The 18,123-nt window shown below is 71.5% G+C and carries 19 protein-coding genes and 1 pseudogene; 8 read left to right on the plus strand and 12 right to left on the minus strand.

The window, feature by feature from the left end:
* Positions 1–191: 191 nt before the first annotated feature.
* The 5 genes from ACFWJB_RS14495 to ACFWJB_RS14515 all read right to left on the minus strand — a co-directional run bounded on the left by ACFWJB_RS14495 (position 192) and on the right by ACFWJB_RS14515 (position 5,326).
* The gene (locus ACFWJB_RS14495; protein ID WP_385465269.1) at positions 192–836 is read right to left on the minus strand and encodes a dihydrofolate reductase family protein; all 645 of its coding nucleotides are present in this window, start codon (positions 834–836) and stop codon (positions 192–194) included.
* Between the two features lie 142 nt (positions 837–978).
* On the minus strand, positions 979–1,680 hold the full coding sequence (locus ACFWJB_RS14500; protein WP_386922452.1) for a 2-phosphosulfolactate phosphatase: 702 nt from the start codon (positions 1,678–1,680) through the stop codon (positions 979–981).
* Positions 1,681–1,757: 77 nt separating this feature from the next.
* Entirely contained in the window at positions 1,758–2,984 is a 1,227-nt protein-coding gene (gene thrS, locus ACFWJB_RS14505; RefSeq protein WP_386922454.1) for a threonine--tRNA ligase, read from the minus strand.
* Between the two features lie 203 nt (positions 2,985–3,187).
* Entirely contained in the window at positions 3,188–4,012 is an 825-nt protein-coding gene (locus ACFWJB_RS14510) for an aldo/keto reductase (RefSeq protein ID WP_386922456.1), read from the minus strand.
* An 87-nt stretch (positions 4,013–4,099) separates the two neighbouring features.
* The gene (locus ACFWJB_RS14515) at positions 4,100–5,326 is read right to left on the minus strand and encodes an MFS transporter (protein ID WP_386922458.1); all 1,227 of its coding nucleotides are present in this window, start codon (positions 5,324–5,326) and stop codon (positions 4,100–4,102) included.
* A gap of 121 nt (positions 5,327–5,447) precedes the next feature.
* On the opposite strand from ACFWJB_RS14515, the pseudogene ACFWJB_RS14520 reads away from it, so the two are divergent.
* Positions 5,448–5,692 (plus strand): annotated as a pseudogene (locus tag ACFWJB_RS14520) (MarR family transcriptional regulator); the annotation flags it as partial.
* An 85-nt stretch (positions 5,693–5,777) separates the two neighbouring features.
* On the opposite strand, the gene ACFWJB_RS14525 reads toward ACFWJB_RS14520, so the two are convergent.
* Positions 5,778–6,176, minus strand: coding sequence for an ATP-binding protein (locus tag ACFWJB_RS14525; RefSeq protein WP_385465283.1), 399 nt, complete (start codon positions 6,174–6,176; stop codon positions 5,778–5,780).
* Positions 6,177–6,400: 224 nt separating this feature from the next.
* Here ACFWJB_RS14525 and ACFWJB_RS14530 point away from each other — a divergent pair, with 224 nt between their 5' ends.
* Positions 6,401–7,015: an SUKH-4 family immunity protein gene (locus ACFWJB_RS14530; protein ID WP_386922460.1), complete on the plus strand. Its 615-nt coding sequence runs from the start codon at positions 6,401–6,403 to the stop codon at positions 7,013–7,015.
* A 59-nt stretch (positions 7,016–7,074) separates the two neighbouring features.
* Here the strand turns inward: ACFWJB_RS14530 and ACFWJB_RS14535 are convergent, their stop codons facing one another.
* A complete protein-coding gene (locus ACFWJB_RS14535; protein ID WP_386922462.1) occupies positions 7,075–7,938 on the minus strand; it encodes an alpha/beta hydrolase in 864 nt (287 codons plus the stop codon).
* Between the two features lie 171 nt (positions 7,939–8,109).
* Complete coding sequence (locus tag ACFWJB_RS14540; RefSeq protein ID WP_386922464.1) at positions 8,110–9,003, minus strand: NADP-dependent oxidoreductase; 894 nt, start codon at positions 9,001–9,003, stop codon at positions 8,110–8,112.
* Positions 9,004–9,073: 70 nt separating this feature from the next.
* Between ACFWJB_RS14540 and ACFWJB_RS14545 the strand changes: the two genes are divergently transcribed.
* Positions 9,074–9,661 carry a TetR/AcrR family transcriptional regulator gene (locus tag ACFWJB_RS14545; protein ID WP_385465295.1) on the plus strand — a complete coding sequence of 196 codons (588 nt, stop codon included), beginning with the start codon at positions 9,074–9,076 and terminating at the stop codon, positions 9,659–9,661.
* Positions 9,662–9,789: 128 nt separating this feature from the next.
* Here the strand turns inward: ACFWJB_RS14545 and ACFWJB_RS14550 are convergent, their stop codons facing one another.
* Positions 9,790–10,461, minus strand: coding sequence for a hypothetical protein (locus ACFWJB_RS14550; protein ID WP_385465298.1), 672 nt, complete (start codon positions 10,459–10,461; stop codon positions 9,790–9,792).
* A gap of 92 nt (positions 10,462–10,553) precedes the next feature.
* On the minus strand, positions 10,554–11,996 hold the full coding sequence (locus tag ACFWJB_RS14555; protein WP_386922467.1) for a helix-turn-helix domain-containing protein: 1,443 nt from the start codon (positions 11,994–11,996) through the stop codon (positions 10,554–10,556).
* A gap of 183 nt (positions 11,997–12,179) precedes the next feature.
* Here ACFWJB_RS14555 and ACFWJB_RS14560 point away from each other — a divergent pair, with 183 nt between their 5' ends.
* Positions 12,180–12,803: a hypothetical protein gene (locus tag ACFWJB_RS14560; protein WP_385465302.1), complete on the plus strand. Its 624-nt coding sequence runs from the start codon at positions 12,180–12,182 to the stop codon at positions 12,801–12,803.
* Positions 12,804–13,005: 202 nt separating this feature from the next.
* Here the strand turns inward: ACFWJB_RS14560 and ACFWJB_RS14565 are convergent, their stop codons facing one another.
* Positions 13,006–14,535: a hypothetical protein gene (locus tag ACFWJB_RS14565; protein WP_386922469.1), complete on the minus strand. Its 1,530-nt coding sequence runs from the start codon at positions 14,533–14,535 to the stop codon at positions 13,006–13,008.
* Positions 14,536–14,756: 221 nt separating this feature from the next.
* On the opposite strand from ACFWJB_RS14565, the gene ACFWJB_RS14570 reads away from it, so the two are divergent.
* Positions 14,757–15,404 carry a tetratricopeptide repeat protein gene (locus ACFWJB_RS14570; RefSeq protein WP_385465308.1) on the plus strand — a complete coding sequence of 216 codons (648 nt, stop codon included), beginning with the start codon at positions 14,757–14,759 and terminating at the stop codon, positions 15,402–15,404.
* 68 nt (positions 15,405–15,472) lie between these two features.
* Positions 15,473–15,880, plus strand: coding sequence for a hypothetical protein (locus ACFWJB_RS14575; protein ID WP_385465311.1), 408 nt, complete (start codon positions 15,473–15,475; stop codon positions 15,878–15,880).
* Between the two features lie 334 nt (positions 15,881–16,214).
* Here ACFWJB_RS14575 and ACFWJB_RS14580 read toward each other — a convergent pair whose 3' ends face one another.
* A complete protein-coding gene (locus ACFWJB_RS14580) occupies positions 16,215–16,970 on the minus strand; it encodes a DeoR/GlpR family DNA-binding transcription regulator (protein WP_386922472.1) in 756 nt (251 codons plus the stop codon).
* Between the two features lie 48 nt (positions 16,971–17,018).
* Here ACFWJB_RS14580 and ACFWJB_RS14585 point away from each other — a divergent pair, with 48 nt between their 5' ends.
* Together ACFWJB_RS14585 and ACFWJB_RS14590 are read left to right on the plus strand one after the other, a co-directional pair.
* Positions 17,019–17,402, plus strand: a complete 384-nt coding sequence (locus tag ACFWJB_RS14585) for a DUF4406 domain-containing protein (RefSeq protein WP_386922474.1) — start codon at positions 17,019–17,021, stop codon at positions 17,400–17,402.
* Positions 17,399–18,073, plus strand: coding sequence for an NUDIX domain-containing protein (locus tag ACFWJB_RS14590; protein ID WP_386922476.1), 675 nt, complete (start codon positions 17,399–17,401; stop codon positions 18,071–18,073). The genes ACFWJB_RS14585 and ACFWJB_RS14590 overlap by 4 nt, the downstream gene beginning before the upstream one ends.
* Positions 18,074–18,123: the final 50 nt, after the last annotated feature.

Below are 18,123 nucleotides of genomic sequence, written 5' to 3' on the forward strand. Positions count from 1 at the left end.
GTGGCCCACACCCCGGGTGCGGCCGGGTTCGTCGCCGTCAACCCCGCCCGGCCGCTCCCGCCGCTGGTGTACACGCGGCCGGCCGGCTCGTGCGGGGGGGGGCGGGCCGGGCCCCGGAGGCCGGGCCCGCCACCCCGGCGTACTCGCCGCCCGGCACGGTGACACGGGGCCCGCATCCGCCGGGCCCCGTGTCACCTCCGCCAGAACAGGTGGTGCGTCACGCCGCTCGGACTGGGCACGACCTCCAGATGGAACCGGTCGAGCAGCTCGTCGGGAGACTCCCAGAGCCGGAGGCCGGGCCCGAGCTCCACCGGCGAGACCGCCACGTGCAGGGTGTCGACGAGGTCCGCGTCGAGGAACTGCCGGACGGTGGTGACCCCGCCGCCGAGTCGGACGTCCTTGCCCCGCGCCGCCTCCCGGGCCTGTGCGAGGACGGTGGCCGGGTCGCCGTCGACGAAGTGGAAGGTGGTGTCGGAGAGCGTGAACGAGGGACGCCCGTGATGGGTCATGACGAACACCGGAGTACGGAAGGGCGGCTCCTCTCCCCACCAGCCGCGCCACTCGTGGTCCGGCCACGGCCCGCGCTGGGGACCGAACTTGTTGCGGCCCATGATCTCGGCGCCGATGTTGCGCGCGAAGTCCCGCGTGAAGTAGTCGTCGAGGCCCCGGCTGCCCCCGGGATCCGTGCGCATGGGCCAGGACGCGGTGGCTCCGGCCCAGGCGAACAGCCGCTCGGCATGGTCGAGACCGAACGGCCGCTCGAGGCTCTGGTGCTCACCGGCCCCGACTCCGTCGCTCGAGACGTTGAAGTTCATGACTCTCAGCAGTTGATCCATGTGTTCCCTCGTCGAGTGGTCGCGTCGTCGTGCGGCGAGGCGCCGCACACCATGACGTCGAACGGGACGAGGCCCGATCGACAGCGGCCCGCGACGTCTTCCGAGGCGCGTCGCATTCCGCTCGGCCGAACGTCGTCGGTGATCAGATTGTCGCTTCGCCAGCCGGCGACGGCACGGCGTGCGGACGCAGGACCATGAGCGAGCCCTCCAGGGCGGCCACCATGGCGAAGGGGAAGCGGTCGAGCTCGAGACAGAGCGCGACGTCGTCCGGGTGGGCTCCCTGGCGCACGCCCTGGGCCAGCTCGGCGGCGGCCCGTGACCGGCCGGCACGGCGGAGGAACTCCGCCGCGTCCGTCCCGGCCCCGGTGGTCCGCCGGGCTATGTACTGGGCGCAGGCCAGGTCCTCCTCGGCCCGCCCGTCCTCGCCGGTGACCACGAAGGTGACACGGTCGCTCCCGCGTGTGCGCAGGAGCCGGGCCGTCGCCTCCGCCACCACGAAGCCGGCGCACAGCACCAGCGACGCCTCCTTGACCGCGAGGGCGCCGACCGTACCCGCCGTGGTCTTCTGCACGACGGTCCGCCCACCGAGGTCGGCGGAACGCAGCAGTCCCGGCGAATTGACCGCGTCGAACCCGGGAGCGGACGGACCGTCCTTGAGCGCCACCCAATCCGGGTGACGGGCCTTGAGCGCCAGGGCCTCGTCGAGCGACTCGGCGAGAACGATCTTCTCCGCCCCTCGGGCGAAGGCCCAGGCCGCCACCGTGTAAGCGCGCATGACGTCGACCACGACCGCCACCGACGGAACTTCGACCAGCTCGGCGATGCCGAGGAAACGAGGGTCCATCCGGTCATGATCGCGCATGCCCGCCCCGGAGCGCCCCTGATAATGCGCGTCGACATCGAGTCGGCGACAGGCGCCCGTCAGGAGAGGGCGTCGCCCCACAGGACGCCGCTGTGGGCCTCGACCAGGGCGCCGATGCGGGTGAGCACCTCACCGACCGGCCGGGAGTCGAGCCGGCGCCCGTCGCGCAGGCGCAGAGCGACGCGACCGTCCGCGGCCTCCGCGGCGCCGATGACGGCCTGGTAGGGCACCAGACGGGCCTGTCGGATCCGAGCACCCAGGCTGCCGCGCTCCGGTGCCGAGATCTCGGCACGCAGGCCGAGACGGGTGCAGCGCCGGACCAGGGCCGCGGCATCCGGCAGTTCGGTGTCGGAGACGGGCAGAACGACCAGTTGAGTGGGGGCCAGCCAGGCGGGGAAGGCGCCGCCGTGCTGTTCGACCAGGTGCGCGACGGCACGTTCGACACTGCCGATGACGCTCCGGTGGACCATGACCGGGCGGTGCCTGGCGCCGTCCGCGCCGGTGTAGTGCAGGCCGAACCGCTCGGGCTGGTGGAAGTCGACCTGGACGGTGGACAGGGTGGACTCCCGGCCGGCGCCGTCGGCGACCTGGACGTCGATCTTGGGGCCGTAGAACGCCGCCTCTCCCTCGGCTGCTTCGTAGGGCAGACCGGAGCGGTCGAGGACGTCGGTCAGCAGCGCGGTGGACCGCTGCCACTTCTCCGGCGCGGCGACGTACTTGCCGCCGGGACCCGGCAGCGAGAGGCGGTAACGGGCCGGGGTGATGCCGAGCGTCTCGTACGCCCGGCGGATCATCTCCAGCGCCGCCCGCGCCTCCTCGGCGACCTGGTCCAGGGTGCAGAAGATGTGGGCGTCGTTGAGCTGGATGGCCCGCACCCGGGTCAGCCCGCCGAGCACGCCCGACGGCTCCGAGCGGTACATGCCTCCCAGCTCGGCCATGCGCAGCGGCAGCTCCCGGTAACTGCGCGAGCGGGAGCGGTAGATCACCGCGTGGTGCGGGCACAGGCTCGGCCGCAGGAGGACCTGCTCACCGCCGAGTTCCATCGGCGGGAACATGTCGTCGCTGTAGTGCGCCCAGTGTCCCGAGATCTCGTACAGCTCACGCTTGCCGATGACCGGTGAGTACACGTGGCGGTATCCCGCCTGCCGCTCGGCGGAGCGGATGTACTCCTCCAGGGTGTGCCGTACGGTCGCTCCGTCGGGCAGCCAGTACGGCAGGCCGGCGCCGATCAGCGGGTCGGTGTCGAACAGGCCCAGTTCACGGCCGAGCTTGCGGTGGTCGTGCATGGCGGTCTCCTCGCGGATGTCGGGCGAGTGACCGCAGGACGAAGCCCCGGGGCACTCGCCCCGGGGCTTCGGACCAGACATCTGTCAGCGCGCCGGGACACTCTCCGGCGTCGTCGTCACAGCAGCGCGCTTCATGCCGGAGACCGTAACAGGGCGCGGCGACGTCCACACGCTCATTTCCGCGACGCGGTCGGCTCCGGTCGTCAGTCGAGGGTGTCGGGGTCCGGGCCCGTGCGCATCCCGCGGTCCAGCGAAGCGAGTGCCTCGATGTCCTGCGGGCCGAGCTCGAAGTCGAAGACGTCGAGGTTCTCCCGGATGCGGGCCTCGGTGACCGACTTGGGGATCACGACGTTGCCGGTCTGCAGATGCCAGCGCAGGACCACCTGAGCCGGGCTCTTGCCGTGCTCGGCGGCGATCCTGGTGATCGCGTCGTCCTTGAGGACCGCGCCCTGGGCGAGCGGGCTCCACGCCTCGGTGACGATGCCGTGGCGGGCGTGGAAGTCGCGCAGCTCGCGCTGCTGGAGACCCGGGTGCAGCTCGATCTGGTTCACGGCCGGGACGATCGACGAGGCGCCGAGCAGGCGCTCCAGGTGCGCGGGCTGGAAGTTGGAGACGCCGATGGCACGGGTGCGCCCGTCGGCGTACAGCTTTTCGAGCGCACGCCACGTGTCGAGGTAGAGGTCCCGGCCCGGAGCCGGCCAGTGGACGAGGTACAGGTCGACGTGGTCGAGGCCGAGCTTGTCCAGGGACGCGTCGAACGCGGCGAGTGTCGCGTCGTAGCCCTGGTCCGCGTTCCACAGCTTGGTGGTGACGAACAGTTCGTCGCGGGCGACGCCGGAGTTGGCGAGAGCCCGTCCCACACCGCGTTCGTTGCCGTAGATCGCGGCGGTGTCGATGCTGCGGTAGCCGGCCTCGAGGGCGGTGGAGACGGCGGTGGTGGTCTCCTCGTCGGGGACCTGGAAGACGCCGAAGCCGAGCCGCGGCATGGAGACGCCGTTGTTGAGGGTGACGGTGGGGACGGAACGCACGATGTTCTTCCTTGCCTTTGTCTGTCTTGCCGGTCTTGCTGGTTGCCGGCGGGGAGGATCGATCTGTGGGGGTGCAGCGGTGCCTGGTCAGTGGTGTGCCGGCACGGGCCGCTCGTCCGGGGCCTGGGGTCCGGCTGCCGGTGCGGTGGCGGCGGGGGAGTGGCGCTCGGGGGCACGACGCTCCAGGAAGGCCGACACCAGGGCGAGGAGCAGGGCGGAGGCGGCGAGGACCGCGCCCACCCAGTTGGGCGACGTGTAGCCGAGGCCGGCGGCGATGACGAGGCCGCCGAGCCAGGCCGAGAGCGCGTTGCCCAGATTGAAGGCGCCGATGTTGACGGCGGACGCGAGGGTCGGTGCTCCGTGGGCGTGATCCAGTACGCGCTTCTGGAGCGGCGGGACCGTGGCGAAGCCCAGGGCTCCGATGAGGAACACGGCCACGGCCGCGGTGATCTTGTTGTGCGCGCCCAGGGTGAACAGGGCCAGGACCACGGCCAGGCCGCCCAGCGCAGTGAAGAGCATCGGCATGAGGCTGCGGTCGGCGAACTTTCCGCCGATGAGGTTGCCCGTGACCATACCGAGGCCGAACAGCACCAGGAGCCACGTCACGGACGACTCCGCGTAGCCGGTGACGTCGGTCATCATCGGTGCGATGTAGGTGATGGCCGCGAAGACGCCGCCGAAGCCGAGCACCGTCATCGCCATGGCGAGCAGCACCTGCACGTTCTTGAAGGCCGCCACCTCGTGCCGCAGCCGCACGCCCTCGGGCTTCGGCATGTCGGGCACGAGGCGGGCTATGCCGGCCAGGCCGACGACCCCGAGCGCGGCGACCGCGAAGAAGGTGACGCGCCAGCCGGCGCTCTGCCCGAGGAACGTGCCGAGCGGCACACCGACGACATTGGCGACGGTCAGGCCGGTGAACATCATGGAGATGGCGCCGGCCTTCCTGTCCGGGGCGACCAGCTCGGCCGCGACGACGGAGCCGATGCCGAAGAACGCGCCGTGCGCCAGCGAGGCGACCACGCGGCCGATCAGCATGACGGCGAAGACCGGGGCGACGGCCGAGACGATGTTGCCCACGACGAACAGGCCCATGAGCAGCATGAGCATGTTCTTGCGGGAGATCCTCGTGCCGAGCACGGTCATCAGCGGCGCGCCGAACATGACGCCCAGGGCGTAACCGGTGACGAGGAACCCGGCGGTCGGCACCGAGACGCCGTAGGTGGCGGCGACGTCGGGCAGCAGGCCCATGATGACGAATTCGGTGGTGCCGATGCCGAAGGCCCCGATGGCTAGGGCCAGGAGCGCAAGAGGCATGGTGAAGCCTTCCCGGAGGGGTGTTGCGATAGCGCCTTACGAGCAAGCACAATAATTGCATGCGCTGGATAATTGCAAGCGCGGTATAGTGGCGTCCACCTCACCATGACCGGCGCCGCGTCAGAGCGCCACCACTCGCCTGGTCACGCGCCTGGAGCACCGCGGTCTCTCTCGCGGTACCTGTGTCCGAGCGACCGGCGCGGCATCGACACGAACGTCTCCGAAGCGGGACTCGTCCTGCTGGAACAGGCCCGCCCGACCAGCGACGAGGCGCTGCGGGAAGCGCTCACCCGCGCCGCGATCGAACCCGGCCTGGCCCCGCTCGTACGGGCCATCAGCCGGATGTCACTCCTGGTCGAGGTCTGAGCCCCGGCCCTTCACGCCCCGTCGGCAGTCGACCGTCGCGGGGCACCAGGCCGCGCGCCGCCCCGGCGGCAGGCGCGCGGCAGGGTCAGCGGGCTTCCTCGGCCTCGGTGGGCGGGCGGAAGCAGGCGATGACCGTCTTGCCGTCCTGGCACGGGCGGGCTTCCCACTCGTCGGCCAGCGCCTCGACGAGGAGCATGCCCCGTCCGCCGAGGCGCTGGCTGCTCGGCGGACGCGTCCTCGGCAGCTCGCTGGAGCCGTCCCGCACCGCGACGTGCAGACAGCGACCGTCCCAGGTCATCACCAACTGCGCATGGGAGTGCGCGTGGACGTGGGCGTTCGTGACCAGTTCGGACACGGTGATCAGGACGGCGTCCACGGTCTGCGGAGCGCTGTCGGTCCAGTCGAGCGTCTTCAGGTGTCCGAGGGCCCAGTCACGGGCTGCCTTCGGAGTGCTCTGCAGGGGCAGCGAACGCGCCCAGCCCACTGCCCGTAGTGACGATTGGTCCACTGCACTTCCCCCAAGCTGGATGACTCTTCTTCGCGGATACCCCTGGAATGCCGGGTGAAGCAGCCGCTCTCCGGGGAACCGAGGGGTGGTGGACCGCACTCCGGGCGGACGGAACGAACTCCGGGACGAGCGAGCCGGGCCGTCGCTGTTACCGTGTGCCCGATCGCAGTCGTGTCGCAGCGGAGTTCGGAGTTTCGGCAGTGCTTTTCGACGTCACCCGCGGCGGACTCGCCCAGATCTTCGGCGAGGACCGGATCGCGACCCTGCCCGCCACCGCCTTCTCGCCCTCCGCCGGGGCCACCGAGGGCGCCCGCCTTCTGCAGAGCGTCGGCGTCCCCACCGGGACGTTCTGGCTGCGGGAGCCCGACGAGGACACCGGCCGGCTGCACCTCGTCCAGGACGTCGTCGACACCGAGTACTTCGAGGACGCGGCGGAAGGCGCGGGGGAATGGCCGGTCATCGGCTGGCTGCTCAACGCACACCTCGCCCTCGACCCCGGTTCGGGCACGGTGCACGCCTTCGACCCGGACGAGGACACCGTGCGGGTGCTCCACACGGACGTCTCCTCCCTGGTCCAGGTCGCCCTCAGGTTCCAGCGCCTGCTCGAGGAGTTCACCTTCGAGCACGACGGCGACGAGGAGGCCGGCTTCGAGCGCCTGGACCGTGAGGTCGAACGCATCCGTCAGGAGACGAGCGGCGTAGACCCGCTCCCCTTCCAGGACGAGGAGACCGTCTGGTCGGTGGTCGGCGACGAGATCGCGGCGGGTCAGCGGTTCCGGGGCGACAGCCCGGGAGCCCGCTCGCTCAGCGGGTGACCGCCGGTCCTCGTCGCCCCGGAAACGCCCCCGGCGCCGCCCGGTTCAGCGGGCTCCGGTCATGATCCGACGGGCGGGAGCGCGGCGAGTTCGCTCAGGACTCGGGCCGCCGGCGCCGGGTCGACCAGCCAGTGCAGATGGCTGCTGGTGAGTGTGCGGACGTCGTAGGGGTTCTCCGGCGTCAGCGCGTCGCCCTCGCGGATCATCCGGTCCTGCATGGCGAGCGGCACGCTGGTGTCCTCGGTCAGCCGGATGTACGTCCTGGGGATGCGTCCCCAGGTCTCGGCCCGTGCCCGGTCGTCGGGTGTGCCGACGTCGAGGTTCTCGTCGGGCTGGAAGGTGTTGAGGAAGACCATGAACTCGTCCTCCGTCCCGTCGGCGAGGAAGGCCGCCTTGAAGGCCGCGAGGACACCGGGGTCGGCGGTGCGGAAGTTGGAGCGCAGCAGCCCGAGTTCGGCAGGGTTCCCGACCATCGCCGAGGCCACCCCCGCGACGTCGACGGTGGCCATCTCGGGCTCGGCGTAGTAGGCGCTGATGTCGAGGTCGACGGGGCACCAGGCGGAGACGTAGACGATGCGGTCGATCAGGTCGGGGCGCTGGTTGGCCGCGACGGTGGCCGTCATGCCGCCGCGGCTGTGGGAGACGAGAACGACGGGGCCGTTCCGCTTGGCCCGCTCCAATACGGCGATCAGGTGCGCGGCGTTGTCGGCGAGCGTGACGCCCTTGATGGCCCCCGGCGCGGTGGCGAGCCCTTCGAGGTCCTGCGGTGCCTGGTAGGCGCGCGGGTACGTCGCCGCGAATCCGTGCCCCGGAAGGTCGACGGCGACGGAGCGGTGCCCGAGGAGGCCGAGTTCGGCCTGGAGCGGTGCGAAGGAGAAGGAGTTCGCGAAGGCCCCGTGCACCAGGACGAACGTCGGTTGCATCTGTGTGCTCACTTTCCGGCGACGACAAGAGAGTGGGGTGAAGTGCCCGGTGAGGAGGGCGGCTTGTGACGGCTCCCCCTCGACCGGGGCTTCACCGTACTCAGTCGGAGATCATCCGCACTACCCCGGACGAGTGCACCGTGAGGTGCTGTGCACCGCGCGGGAAGCGGCTCAGACGACCACGACCCGACGCCCGCGCGTGTGACCGGCCTGGCTGTCGATGTGCGCCGCCGCGGCCGCGGCGAGCGGGTACGACTTCTCGACCGGGATGTGGAGCCTCCCTCGCGAGATGAGGTCGACGGCCTCGGCGAGCGCATCCGGCACGCTGCCGGCCACGCCGGAGAACCGGACTCCGAGTTCCGGCGCACCGAGATCGGCGATCGAGACCACCTTCCGCGGATCCCCCGTCAACTCGACGAGATCGCGGATCACCCCCGAGCCGGCCAGATCGAGGGCCGCGTCGACATGGCCGAGCCGCCGCACCCGCTCGACCCAGCCTTCACCGTACGTCGTGGCGAGGGCGCCCAGGTCGGTCAGATAGTCCTGGTTGTGGGCCCCGGCCGTGCCGATCACCTTGATGCCGCGGTCGCGAGCGATCTGCAGCACCGCCGACCCGACTCCGCCGGACGCGCCGCTGACCAGCAGCGTCTGGCCGGGCTGGACGTCCACCTCGCGGATGACGCGCAGCGCCGTCTCCACCACGGAGGGATACCCGGCGGCCTCCTCGAACGTCAGCCCCTCGGGCATACGGGCCCAGGCCGACAGTACGGCGAACTCGGCGTAGGTGCTGGAGCCTTCGCCGAACACGCGGGCGCCGATCTCGACACCTTCCACGCCTTCGCCGATCTCGTCCACCACGCCGGCGGCGTCCAGCCCGACTCCGGCAGGCAGCTCGATCGGATGGGCTTTCAGGACCTGGCCTTCACGGACTCTCCAGTCGACGGGGTTCACGCCCGCCGCCCGGACGGCGACGCGTATCTGGCCGGGGCCTGCGTGGGGCTCCTCGGCATCAATGAGTTGCAGAACGTCCGGACCGCCGAACTCGGCGAAGCTCACTTTCTTCATGCGGCGGACAGTAACACTAACAGTTAGCTTTTTGCAGCGGTTGCGGCTTCGTACCTGGTAGGGTCAGCGCATGACCGAGCCGTCCGGACGCCGTGAACGCAAGAAGGCCGCGACCCGCCAGAAGATCGCGGACACGGCCCTGCGGCTCTTTCTGGAACGCGGGTACGACGCGGTGGGTATCCGCGACGTGGCCGCGGAGGCCGACGTGGCCGTCACCACGCTCTTCTCCCACTTCGCCTCGAAGGAGGCGCTGGTGTTCGAGCAGGACGAGGACTTCGAGCAACGCCTCATGCGGGCGGTCACCGACCGGGCACCGCACGAGCCCCTCGTCCCGGCGCTGCGCCACGAGGTACAGGCCCTGGTGCGGCACTGCACGGCGGACAGCGCGGCCCCGATCTGGCGCATGATCGACGGCTCACCCGCCCTGCGGAAGTACGAGGACTCGATGAGGCTGCGCCACGCGGAGAAGCTGGCCACGGCCATCGCCGCCGACCCCGAACTGTCCCCGACCGAAACGGCGAGCCGGGCGATGGCGAGGTTCGTGATCGACGCCTACTCGCTGGCCCGCGAGGCCGCCGATCCGCAGGCCGCGGTGGACGAGATCTTCCGCATGATCGAGGCGGCCTGGGAGGTCGCCTGCCCCTCTCGAGGTACGTGACGGACCGCGTCTTCGAACACGACGTTCACGCGCCCCGCGTGCCGGCGAGAGCTACGCCACCAGCGCGTCCCGCAGCGTCGACTGCTGCCCGAGTTGGGCCGCGCGGATACTGATCATCCGACGGCACATCACCAGTCGACGTGCGTCCTGATCCAGCGGTCCAGTTCTGCCGTGTCGTCCGCGGGCGGCAACTCGGGGGCCAGGGCGAGGGGAGAGGCAGCGAGTTGCAGATGGGTGAGGTAGCCGTACGGGCCGTTGTCCGCGTGTGGGCCCACGATCACGGCCTGCGTGGCGGTGCGCCAGATCCGGTTGGGCATCGGCGGGCCCGTCACCACGGCCGCGTCGCTGGTGATCGTCAGCTCCGGGGCGGCCCCGAGATGGGCGGCGACGACCTCCGCGGCCCGGTCGAGCACTTCGACGCACGCCTCCACCGTGGACGGGCGCTGTACGGTCCAGCCCGGGGCTTGGCCCCAGTCGTCCACGACTTTGCCCAGCCAGGGCATGTTGACGAGGTCCTCGTCGTCCGGGTCGACGGGATAGAGCTCCCCGAACGCCAGGAAGCTTCGCGCTGTCGGATCCCCGAACGGGGTGTCGCCCTCGGTGCACAATGGATGCCCGAAGCCCGTGCGGTAGGAGTCGGTGAGGCATTCGTGTTCCCAACTCCAGCCCCGAGCACGCAGAACGGCGTCGAGAGCGTCGAAGTCGTCCTCAACCGCCGGTTGTTGCGGCAGGGCGAGGAACTCCGCCACCGCGGCCGGGGTCAGGGAGCAGTGGGCCAGTGCGTGCACGGGGGAGGGCATGGGATCAGGTTAAGACGTACCCTCGGGGCCTTGTCGACGATCACGGGCCGGGACGGCGACCGCGCCCGGGCGGACCGCATCGTGCCCCGCCCCTAGCTGTAGGGCCCCCACCGGCGTCCCAGGGTGTCGTACACGTACCGGGGCAGGCCCTCGATGGCGCTGGTGCGGAACGGGCGGCCGTCGTCGTCGATGCGCACGGTGCCCTTGCGTCCCCGGGAGGACCAGTCCAGCTCCAGGTACCAGCGGCAGTCGCACGAGCTGGTCCCGGCCGTGACCAGCAGCACCTCGGGGTCCTTCGCCGAGACGCGATAGGGCATGCGCACGGCCGGGATCGGCGTGCCGGAGTCGTTCCCGGCGACCGCGCGGGCAATGGGGCGGTCCTTGTCCAGGTCCACGGCGAAGTACCGGGGAGTGATCGATCCGCCGCAACCCTGGTCCATGGCGTAGGCGTTGCCCTCGGCAGGCGCCGTACGGCCGACCACGCGCACGCGCAGCGCCTCCAGCACGACGGCCGTGTCACTGCGCCCCTGCACCGAGAGCTGCACGAGCGTCTCGCCGCCGTGCACCGCGCTCTGCGTCGCCGCCCAGGGCGCCGCGTCCTGCGGGGCAGGGGGAGGGGGGACCTGGTTCGGCGGTTTGGCGATGACGTAGTCGTGACCGCAACCCAGCTTCCATGCCTGTGAGTTGACGGACCAGGTGAGCGGCAGCCCGGCGGGCTGTTCCCCGCGGGGCGGGGCGGATGCCGCGCCGGGCGGGCGAGAGGTGCCCGGCTTCTCCTTCGGGGTGGCGGAGCCCGAAGGCCGCTCGGGGGCGGGGGTGCCGCTCGGGCCGGGTGAGGCAGCGCCTCGTTGCTCAGGCGCCCTGGCCTCCGCCGTACCGGACGCCGTCGGGCCGGCGACCCGTTCAGGACCGTCGGCGGACGCCCGCCGCCCGTCCGGCAGCGCGGACAGGGCCCCGAGCGTCGCGAGCACGGCACAGACGGAGGCCAGCCCGACCACGAGACGTCCACGGCGGTACCAGGGGCGGCGCGGGCGCGGGGGCACGCCGGGGGGTCCGGGTACAGGGCCCGTTTCGACGACCGGGCCGCCGTCGGCCTTCGGCTCCGTGTTCGGTTCGGTGACGCCCTCCACCGCCGGGTCCGGTCCGTCCGCCGCGTCGTTGAGGGCCTCCGCCGCCGTGGCATCGGGCGATTGCTCCGCCGCACCCGCCGTACGGGGCCGGTGGCGGACTGCCACTGCCAGGAGCCAACGGCGGTGGAGCTCCAGGCGTTGCTCCGAGGTCGCCCCGCACAGGGCCGCGAAGCGTTCCACGGGGGCGAAGTCGAGCGGCACCGCGTCGCCCGCGCAGTAGCGGTGCAGCGTCGAGGTGTTCATGTCCAGACGGCGGGCCAGCGAGCCATAGCTCCGGTCCGTGCGCTCCTTCAACGTCCGCAGCAGTGCCGCGAACTCGGCCACCTCGTCGATGCCGTCGCCGTCGCCCTGTGCCGTCACAGGCCCCCCTCCTCGTTCGACCTCCACCCGGGCCCGGGACGGCATCCCAGGCACCCCATGTACCTGCACGTCAGGCGGGCTGGGACGGTTCCACCGTGTCCGATCGGCCGTCGGCCGTTGCGCCCGGCCGCCGCGGCCGCCGATGCTTTTGGTGCCGCACCGACCAGGCCCGGGCCGGCCGCCTCGCAGCGGCATCCACGTCCACGCACTCTCCACGGGGGGACACCCATGTCCATGCGCATCCGAACGAGCGCTCTCACCGCACTCACCGTCGCCGCCCTCGCGGCGGGCACGGTCCTCACGGCACCGGCCGCCGGCGCCGCGCCGAAGGCCGCCGCACCCACGTTCCTCTCGGCGTCCCAGCTGCCGCCGCACCCGACGTCGTCCTGGACGGCCGGACCGGTCACCGACGGGTTCCCGGAGGCACTCGGCCTCTGCGTGAGCACGGAGGGCGTGCCCGCCTACGACTACCGGTACCGGGACTTCTGGACCGACCTGGACACCAGCGCCGTGCAGCTGACCGTCGTGACGGGCACGGCCGCCCAGGCCACAGCCCTGGCGAAGCACTACGACGACCTGATCCGCACCTGCGCCGACCGCATCGAGGAGTCCTCGCCCGACGTCGAGGCCGAGGGCCGGGACTACGGCAAGCTGCCGGTCGAGGAGGGTGCCCGCGTCCGCGGCCTGCACACCGAGACGACCTGGGGCGCCACCGACGTCGCCCTGCTGTCGGTCGGACGGGACGGCAGGACCGTCACCGTCGTGAAGTGGGGACAGATGGGCGACTTCGGGAACGCGCCCGTGGCCGCCTTCAAGAAGACCACGAGCACGGCCGTCGACAAGCTCTACTGACCGGGCGGCCAACAGAAAAGAGCCGGGGCCGTCCTCCCGCCACGGGGGTCGGAAGGACGGCCCCTACCGGTCATGCCCCGGGACGGGGGACGGCCTGGACGAAAAGATCACGGCCGTCGACCAGCACCGACCACTGCCTGGACAACAGCGAGCCGAGGACAATGCGCGCCCCGGAGTCCGGCCACCGACCGCCCCGCTCCGACTACCGGCCGCCGCGGGGTACCGTGCTCGACGCCTCGACCGTGTCCACCACCAGCCAGTACTCCGAGAGGTGGTGGACCTCGTCACCCGCGTAGCCGAGCACGTAGTGGACGTCCCCCACCCGGTCCGGCAGGACGTCCTCCACGACGAACGTCCCGTCCTCGGTGACCGGCACCGGCGGCAGTTCGGTGAACTCCGGGCCGTTCAGCCGCTGCACCGTGATCCGCGGCGCCTCGGTGGGTGCCGGACCGTCCAGGTCCAGTCGCCCGGTCACCCTGAACGGCTCCCCGGCGACGGCCGGACCGTGTGTCACGTCCACGATGCGCGAGGGGGCCAGGGCCTCCCGGGTCTGGATCGTGTGCAGCCAGAACCTGCTGCCCTCCTGGTCGGAGGTCACGACGAAGAGCTGTTGTCCGTCCCCGGAGAACTCCATGCCCCGCGGGACGACACGCTGGCCCGCGGCCTCGTCCTCGAAGCTGATGCGCAGCGGCTGCCGCTCGACCGAGGGGTCGGCGAACGCCAGGGTCAGGTCGGCGGCATCGCCCGACGCCGCGCCGCCCTGGGCGAACCACTTGCCGTCAGGACTGAAGGCGACGGCCGTGGGCGCCACACCCTCCGGCAGCGGCGCGTAGTGGTTCTCGAGGAAACGGGCGTCCTTGCCGCTGAGCAGCACGGTCCCCCGTTCCCCGTCGGCCACCGCGAGGACGGAGCCGTCCGCGGAGAAGTCGGCGTCCCGGAAGTCCATGCCCTGACCCGTGCCGTCGTCGCCGAACCGGCGCTCGCCCAGGAACTCCAGCAGGTTCCCGTCCGCCCCGTCCGTCACCCGGTAGATCCCCAGGTCGGGGTCGTCGGTCGGGGACCAGCGCTCCGGAGCGGTCACGAGCAGACCTCCGGGCCCTCCCTCGAGGTGGAGCCGGGTGCCCGAGTACATGACCACCCCGGCCGTGCCGCCCTCGGCCGACGCGGCGACATCGACGCTGCCCAGCCCGTCGGCGCAGCCGTCGGGCGACGCGGCCGGCCGGCTGGTGAAGAACAGCCGCCCGCCGGTGTGCACCAGCTCCCGCCCGCAGTCGTCGGCCGGTGCCGGAATCGGATCGAGCGGGTTCAGGTACCCGCTGGAGTGGGAGTAGCTCGCGATGTGGTCCGACTGCCCGACATAGACCTTCGAGCCGTCCGGCTCCACCGCGACGCCGGACAGGGGAGCGGCCATGTGGGCGCTCGCGACAGCGGGCCCGGCACCCCCGTAGAGCAGGCCGACCAGCTCACCGTCCCGCGACCCGTCCGGATAGACCCGGTCTCCCGCGATCCACACGCGCCGGCCGACGTCGTCCACCGTCATCTGGGTGAACGACGCGGCCGACAGCTCCACGCCCGGACCCGACGGCACCACGGCCGCCGCGGCGGTGTCCGGAGCGGCGGCCCCTGAGGCCGCGGACGCCGTACCGGTGACCGTCGCCAGCGCCGATCCGGCCAGCGCGCCGGCCAGCAGCACCGTCGTCAGCCTGCTGCCTCTTCCTAACGTGTTTCTCAACGCTGATCCCACCCCTGATGTCGAGGCACCACCCCGGTCGGGCGGCACTCGTCGCAGACACACAAACGCCCTCGACGAGCCAAGGCAAGCCTTTGCTGGCGCTGCCGTGTCACAACGACCCGGCTCGCGATGGGGAGGGCGTCCCCTCGGAAATCTCCGTCGTGCACCGGGACGCGGAGATAGCCTCGGCGCTGTCATCGTCCAACGGGAGGGGCACAGGCATGCAAGCACAGGGCTGGGTCGAACAAGCGGGAGAGCTGTTCGAGGCGGCGATGTTCGGCGGGGACACCTCCGCGCTGGACCGGTCCGACGACGTGCTGGACGCGGTCGAGGCGCCGCTTTCCATGGCGCGGGGCAAGGTACTGCACGTCCGCTTCCTGAACGACCGCGAGGAGAACAGCGAGGAACTGGTGCTGTTCGAGCGCGCGGCCGAGTTGTACGAGCGCCTGGGGGATGCGTCGGGTGAGGCGGACGCGTTGTTCTGGGTCGGCTGCTGGCACCAGGTGGTCAAGGGCGACGGCGTCACCGGCAGGCCGTACTTCGAGCGGTCGTACGCGCTGGCGAGATCCGTCGACGACCGGATGACGATGTCGTACGCGATTCGTCACCTGGGCTTCGCGGACAGGGACGCGGGCGACTTCGATCAGGCCCGCGAGCGGCTGACCGAATCGGTGACGCTGCGCCGGGAAATCGGTTTCAGGCCGGGGGAAGCGGCCGGTCTGGTGGCGCTGGCCTACCTCGCGGCCGAAACCGGCGACCCGTCGGCGGCGTTCCACCACCTCGACGAGGCCCGGTCGGTCGCCGAAAGCTGTGACGCCAAGGCCGTGTTGGGGTGGATCGACCAAGCCCGCACCTTCATCCGTTCCTAGCACCCGCGTGTCCGCCTGGGGGCCGCCCGGCGCGACACGTTCCGTGGCGGCTGCTAGGTTCAGCCGTCATGCATCCACAGGTGTTCGACATGCGGTTCCGCGAACGAGGCCGACGCGCCCGGACCCTGGGCCTCGGTCTGCTGGCCGTCGCGACCGTGCTGTGGGTGTGGTGCGGCGTGCTGCTCGCCACCTCCTACGAGGTGGAACCCGAGTACGCGCGCCGTCCCGTCGAGTGCGAGTCCCGACTCTTCACCGACGAGGGGACCGCCAACGACGGACGGGCGAAGGATCCCTGCGGCGACGAACGGGACTGGCCCGAGGTGCTGGCCGTGCTCGGTCTTTCGGTCCCCCTGTCCGTCGCGGGCGCGGTGCTTCTCACCTACGGTCTCCTGGGGGTGCGGGTGAGCGAGCACGCGGCCGAACTGGCCCGTCTGCAGGAACTCGCCGCACGCGAGAAGGGGGAAGCGGGCGTGTAGTCCGTCCCCGGCGTGACTGCGACGGCCCCCGTATCCACTCCCGTCGGCTGCCGCCCGGGGACGGGGCAGCGGCCGGCCGCCACTTGCCCTCGCCCTACCGCATGTCAGGCGTGGCTGACGATGACCAGCAGCGCGGTGCACTCGGCGAGGAGCGGTGCCACCGGGACCGGGGGAGTGGATGCGGTTGCGTTCATGCCCCCGGCCAACCCGGACAGCCGGGCCTTCGGCAGCGTGCATTTACTCGGATCGCACCGCCCGCGCCGCCTGGCATCCCTATTGGCCGCAACGCCACGGGGCGCCTCGTCGGCGGACTCGACTCCAGGTTCGCCGAAATTCAGGCCACGAGGACTTCCACGCCGAGTGTCTTGAGTTGCTCCATGACCGTGTCGTGGGGATCGGCGTCGGTGATCAGCCCGGTGATCTTCTCCCACGGCAGCACGCGATACGGAGAGGCCGTGCCGATCTTCTCGCGGGAGGCGAGGATGTAGGTGTCCGCGGCCCGCGCGGACAGGGCACGCTTCATGGCTGCCTCCTCGGCGTCCCCCGTGGTCAGTCCGGCCGTGGGGTGGACGCCGGTGACGCCGAGCAGGCACAGGTCGGCGGAGACGTTCTGCGCGGCCTCGACCGCGGCGGCGCCGCAGGTGACCGCAGAGTGCTTGAAGACGCGCCCCCCGAGGAGGAAGAGCTCCGCCCGCGGGTGGTCGATCAGGGCCGACGCGATCGTCGGGCTGTGGGTGATCACCGTGCAGGCGAGGTCCCTCGGGAGCGCCCGGGCCACGGCAAGGGCGGTGGTGCCGCCGTCGAGGATCACCGAACCGCCCGGCCGCACCAGCGGGGCGGCCACTGAGGCGACTTTCCGCTTGCCGTCGGGGGCCACCGCCTGCCGGGCGTCGTAGTCCACCACCGCGGGAGACGCGGGCAGCGCGCCGCCGTACACCCGTTGGCACAACCCTTCGGCGGCGAGGTCGCGAAGATCGCGCCGCACGCTGTCCTCGGAGATGCCCAGGTCGGCGGCGACGTCCTTGGCCACGATCTTTCCCGTGCGCGCGAGCAGACCGAGCAGGTGCTCGCGCCGTTCAGCAGCCAGCATTCACGTTCCTTCCTGTTCTTGCACGATTCTGCATGTATCTTAGCCGTCATGACCGACAAGCCACTGCTCATCCTCATCGCAGGCCCCTACCGCTCCGGCACCGACGGCGATCCGCAGGCCATGGCCGCCAATCTCGCCCGTCTGGAAGCAGCGGCCTGGCCCGTCTTCGCGGCCGGCCACCTCCCCGTGATCGGCGAGTGGATCGCCCTGCCCGTCCTCCGCTCCGCCGGCGCGGGCCCCACCGACCCCCTCGCCGACCGGGTGCTCTACCCGACCGCCGACCGGCTGCTCGCCCATTGCGACGCCGTGCTGCGCCTGCCGGGCGACTCCGCCGGTGCCGACCAGGACGTAGCCACCGCCCGCCGCCGAGGCCTGCCCGTCTACCACGACGCCGCCAAGATTCCGCACCGCACCCCTCAGGAGACCAGGTGACGAGCCGCCCGGGTGTCGACGCCCCCGATCACCGCGGACGCACCGGTCTCCACCTCGCCGGACGAGACCTCGACCGCAACCCCGACGTCCGGATACGCGACGTCGAACTCACCTCCCAGGGCTGGCACGTCCTGCGTCGCACCACCTTCGACTACCGGCGCCGCGACGGACGGTGGCAGACCCAGCAGCGCGAGACCTACGACCGCGGCAACGGCGCCGTCGTCCTGCCCTACGACACCGAACGCAGCCGCGTCCTGCTCACCCGCCAGTTCCGCTATCCGGCCTACGTGAACGGCCACCCGGACGGCATGCTCATCGAGGCGGCGGCCGGACTGCTCGACGAGGACGACGCGCACGCCGCGATCCGGCGCGAGAGCGCCGAGGAACTCGGCGTCGGACTCGGTCCGCTCACCCACGTGCTCGATGCCTACATGAGCCCGGGCTCCGTCACCGAGCGCCTCCACTTCTTCGCCGCCCCCTACACCCCGGCCGACCGGACCGGCACGGGCGGAGGACTCGCGGAGGAGGGCGAGGACATCGAAGTCCTCGAACTCCCCTTCGCCGAGGCCCTCACCATGGTCCGCGACGGGCGCATCACCGACGGCAAGACCATCCTGCTCCTGCAATGGGCAGCCCTGTGCGGGCCCTTCGCCCGACAGCGGCACGTCTGAAGATCCGCCTCCGCCAGACGCCCGGGAAGGCGAGGCGTTCCATTTCCGGG

Source organism: Streptomyces sp. NPDC127100, assembly GCF_042724095.1.
In the GTDB taxonomy this organism is placed as follows: domain Bacteria; phylum Actinomycetota; class Actinomycetes; order Streptomycetales; family Streptomycetaceae; genus Streptomyces.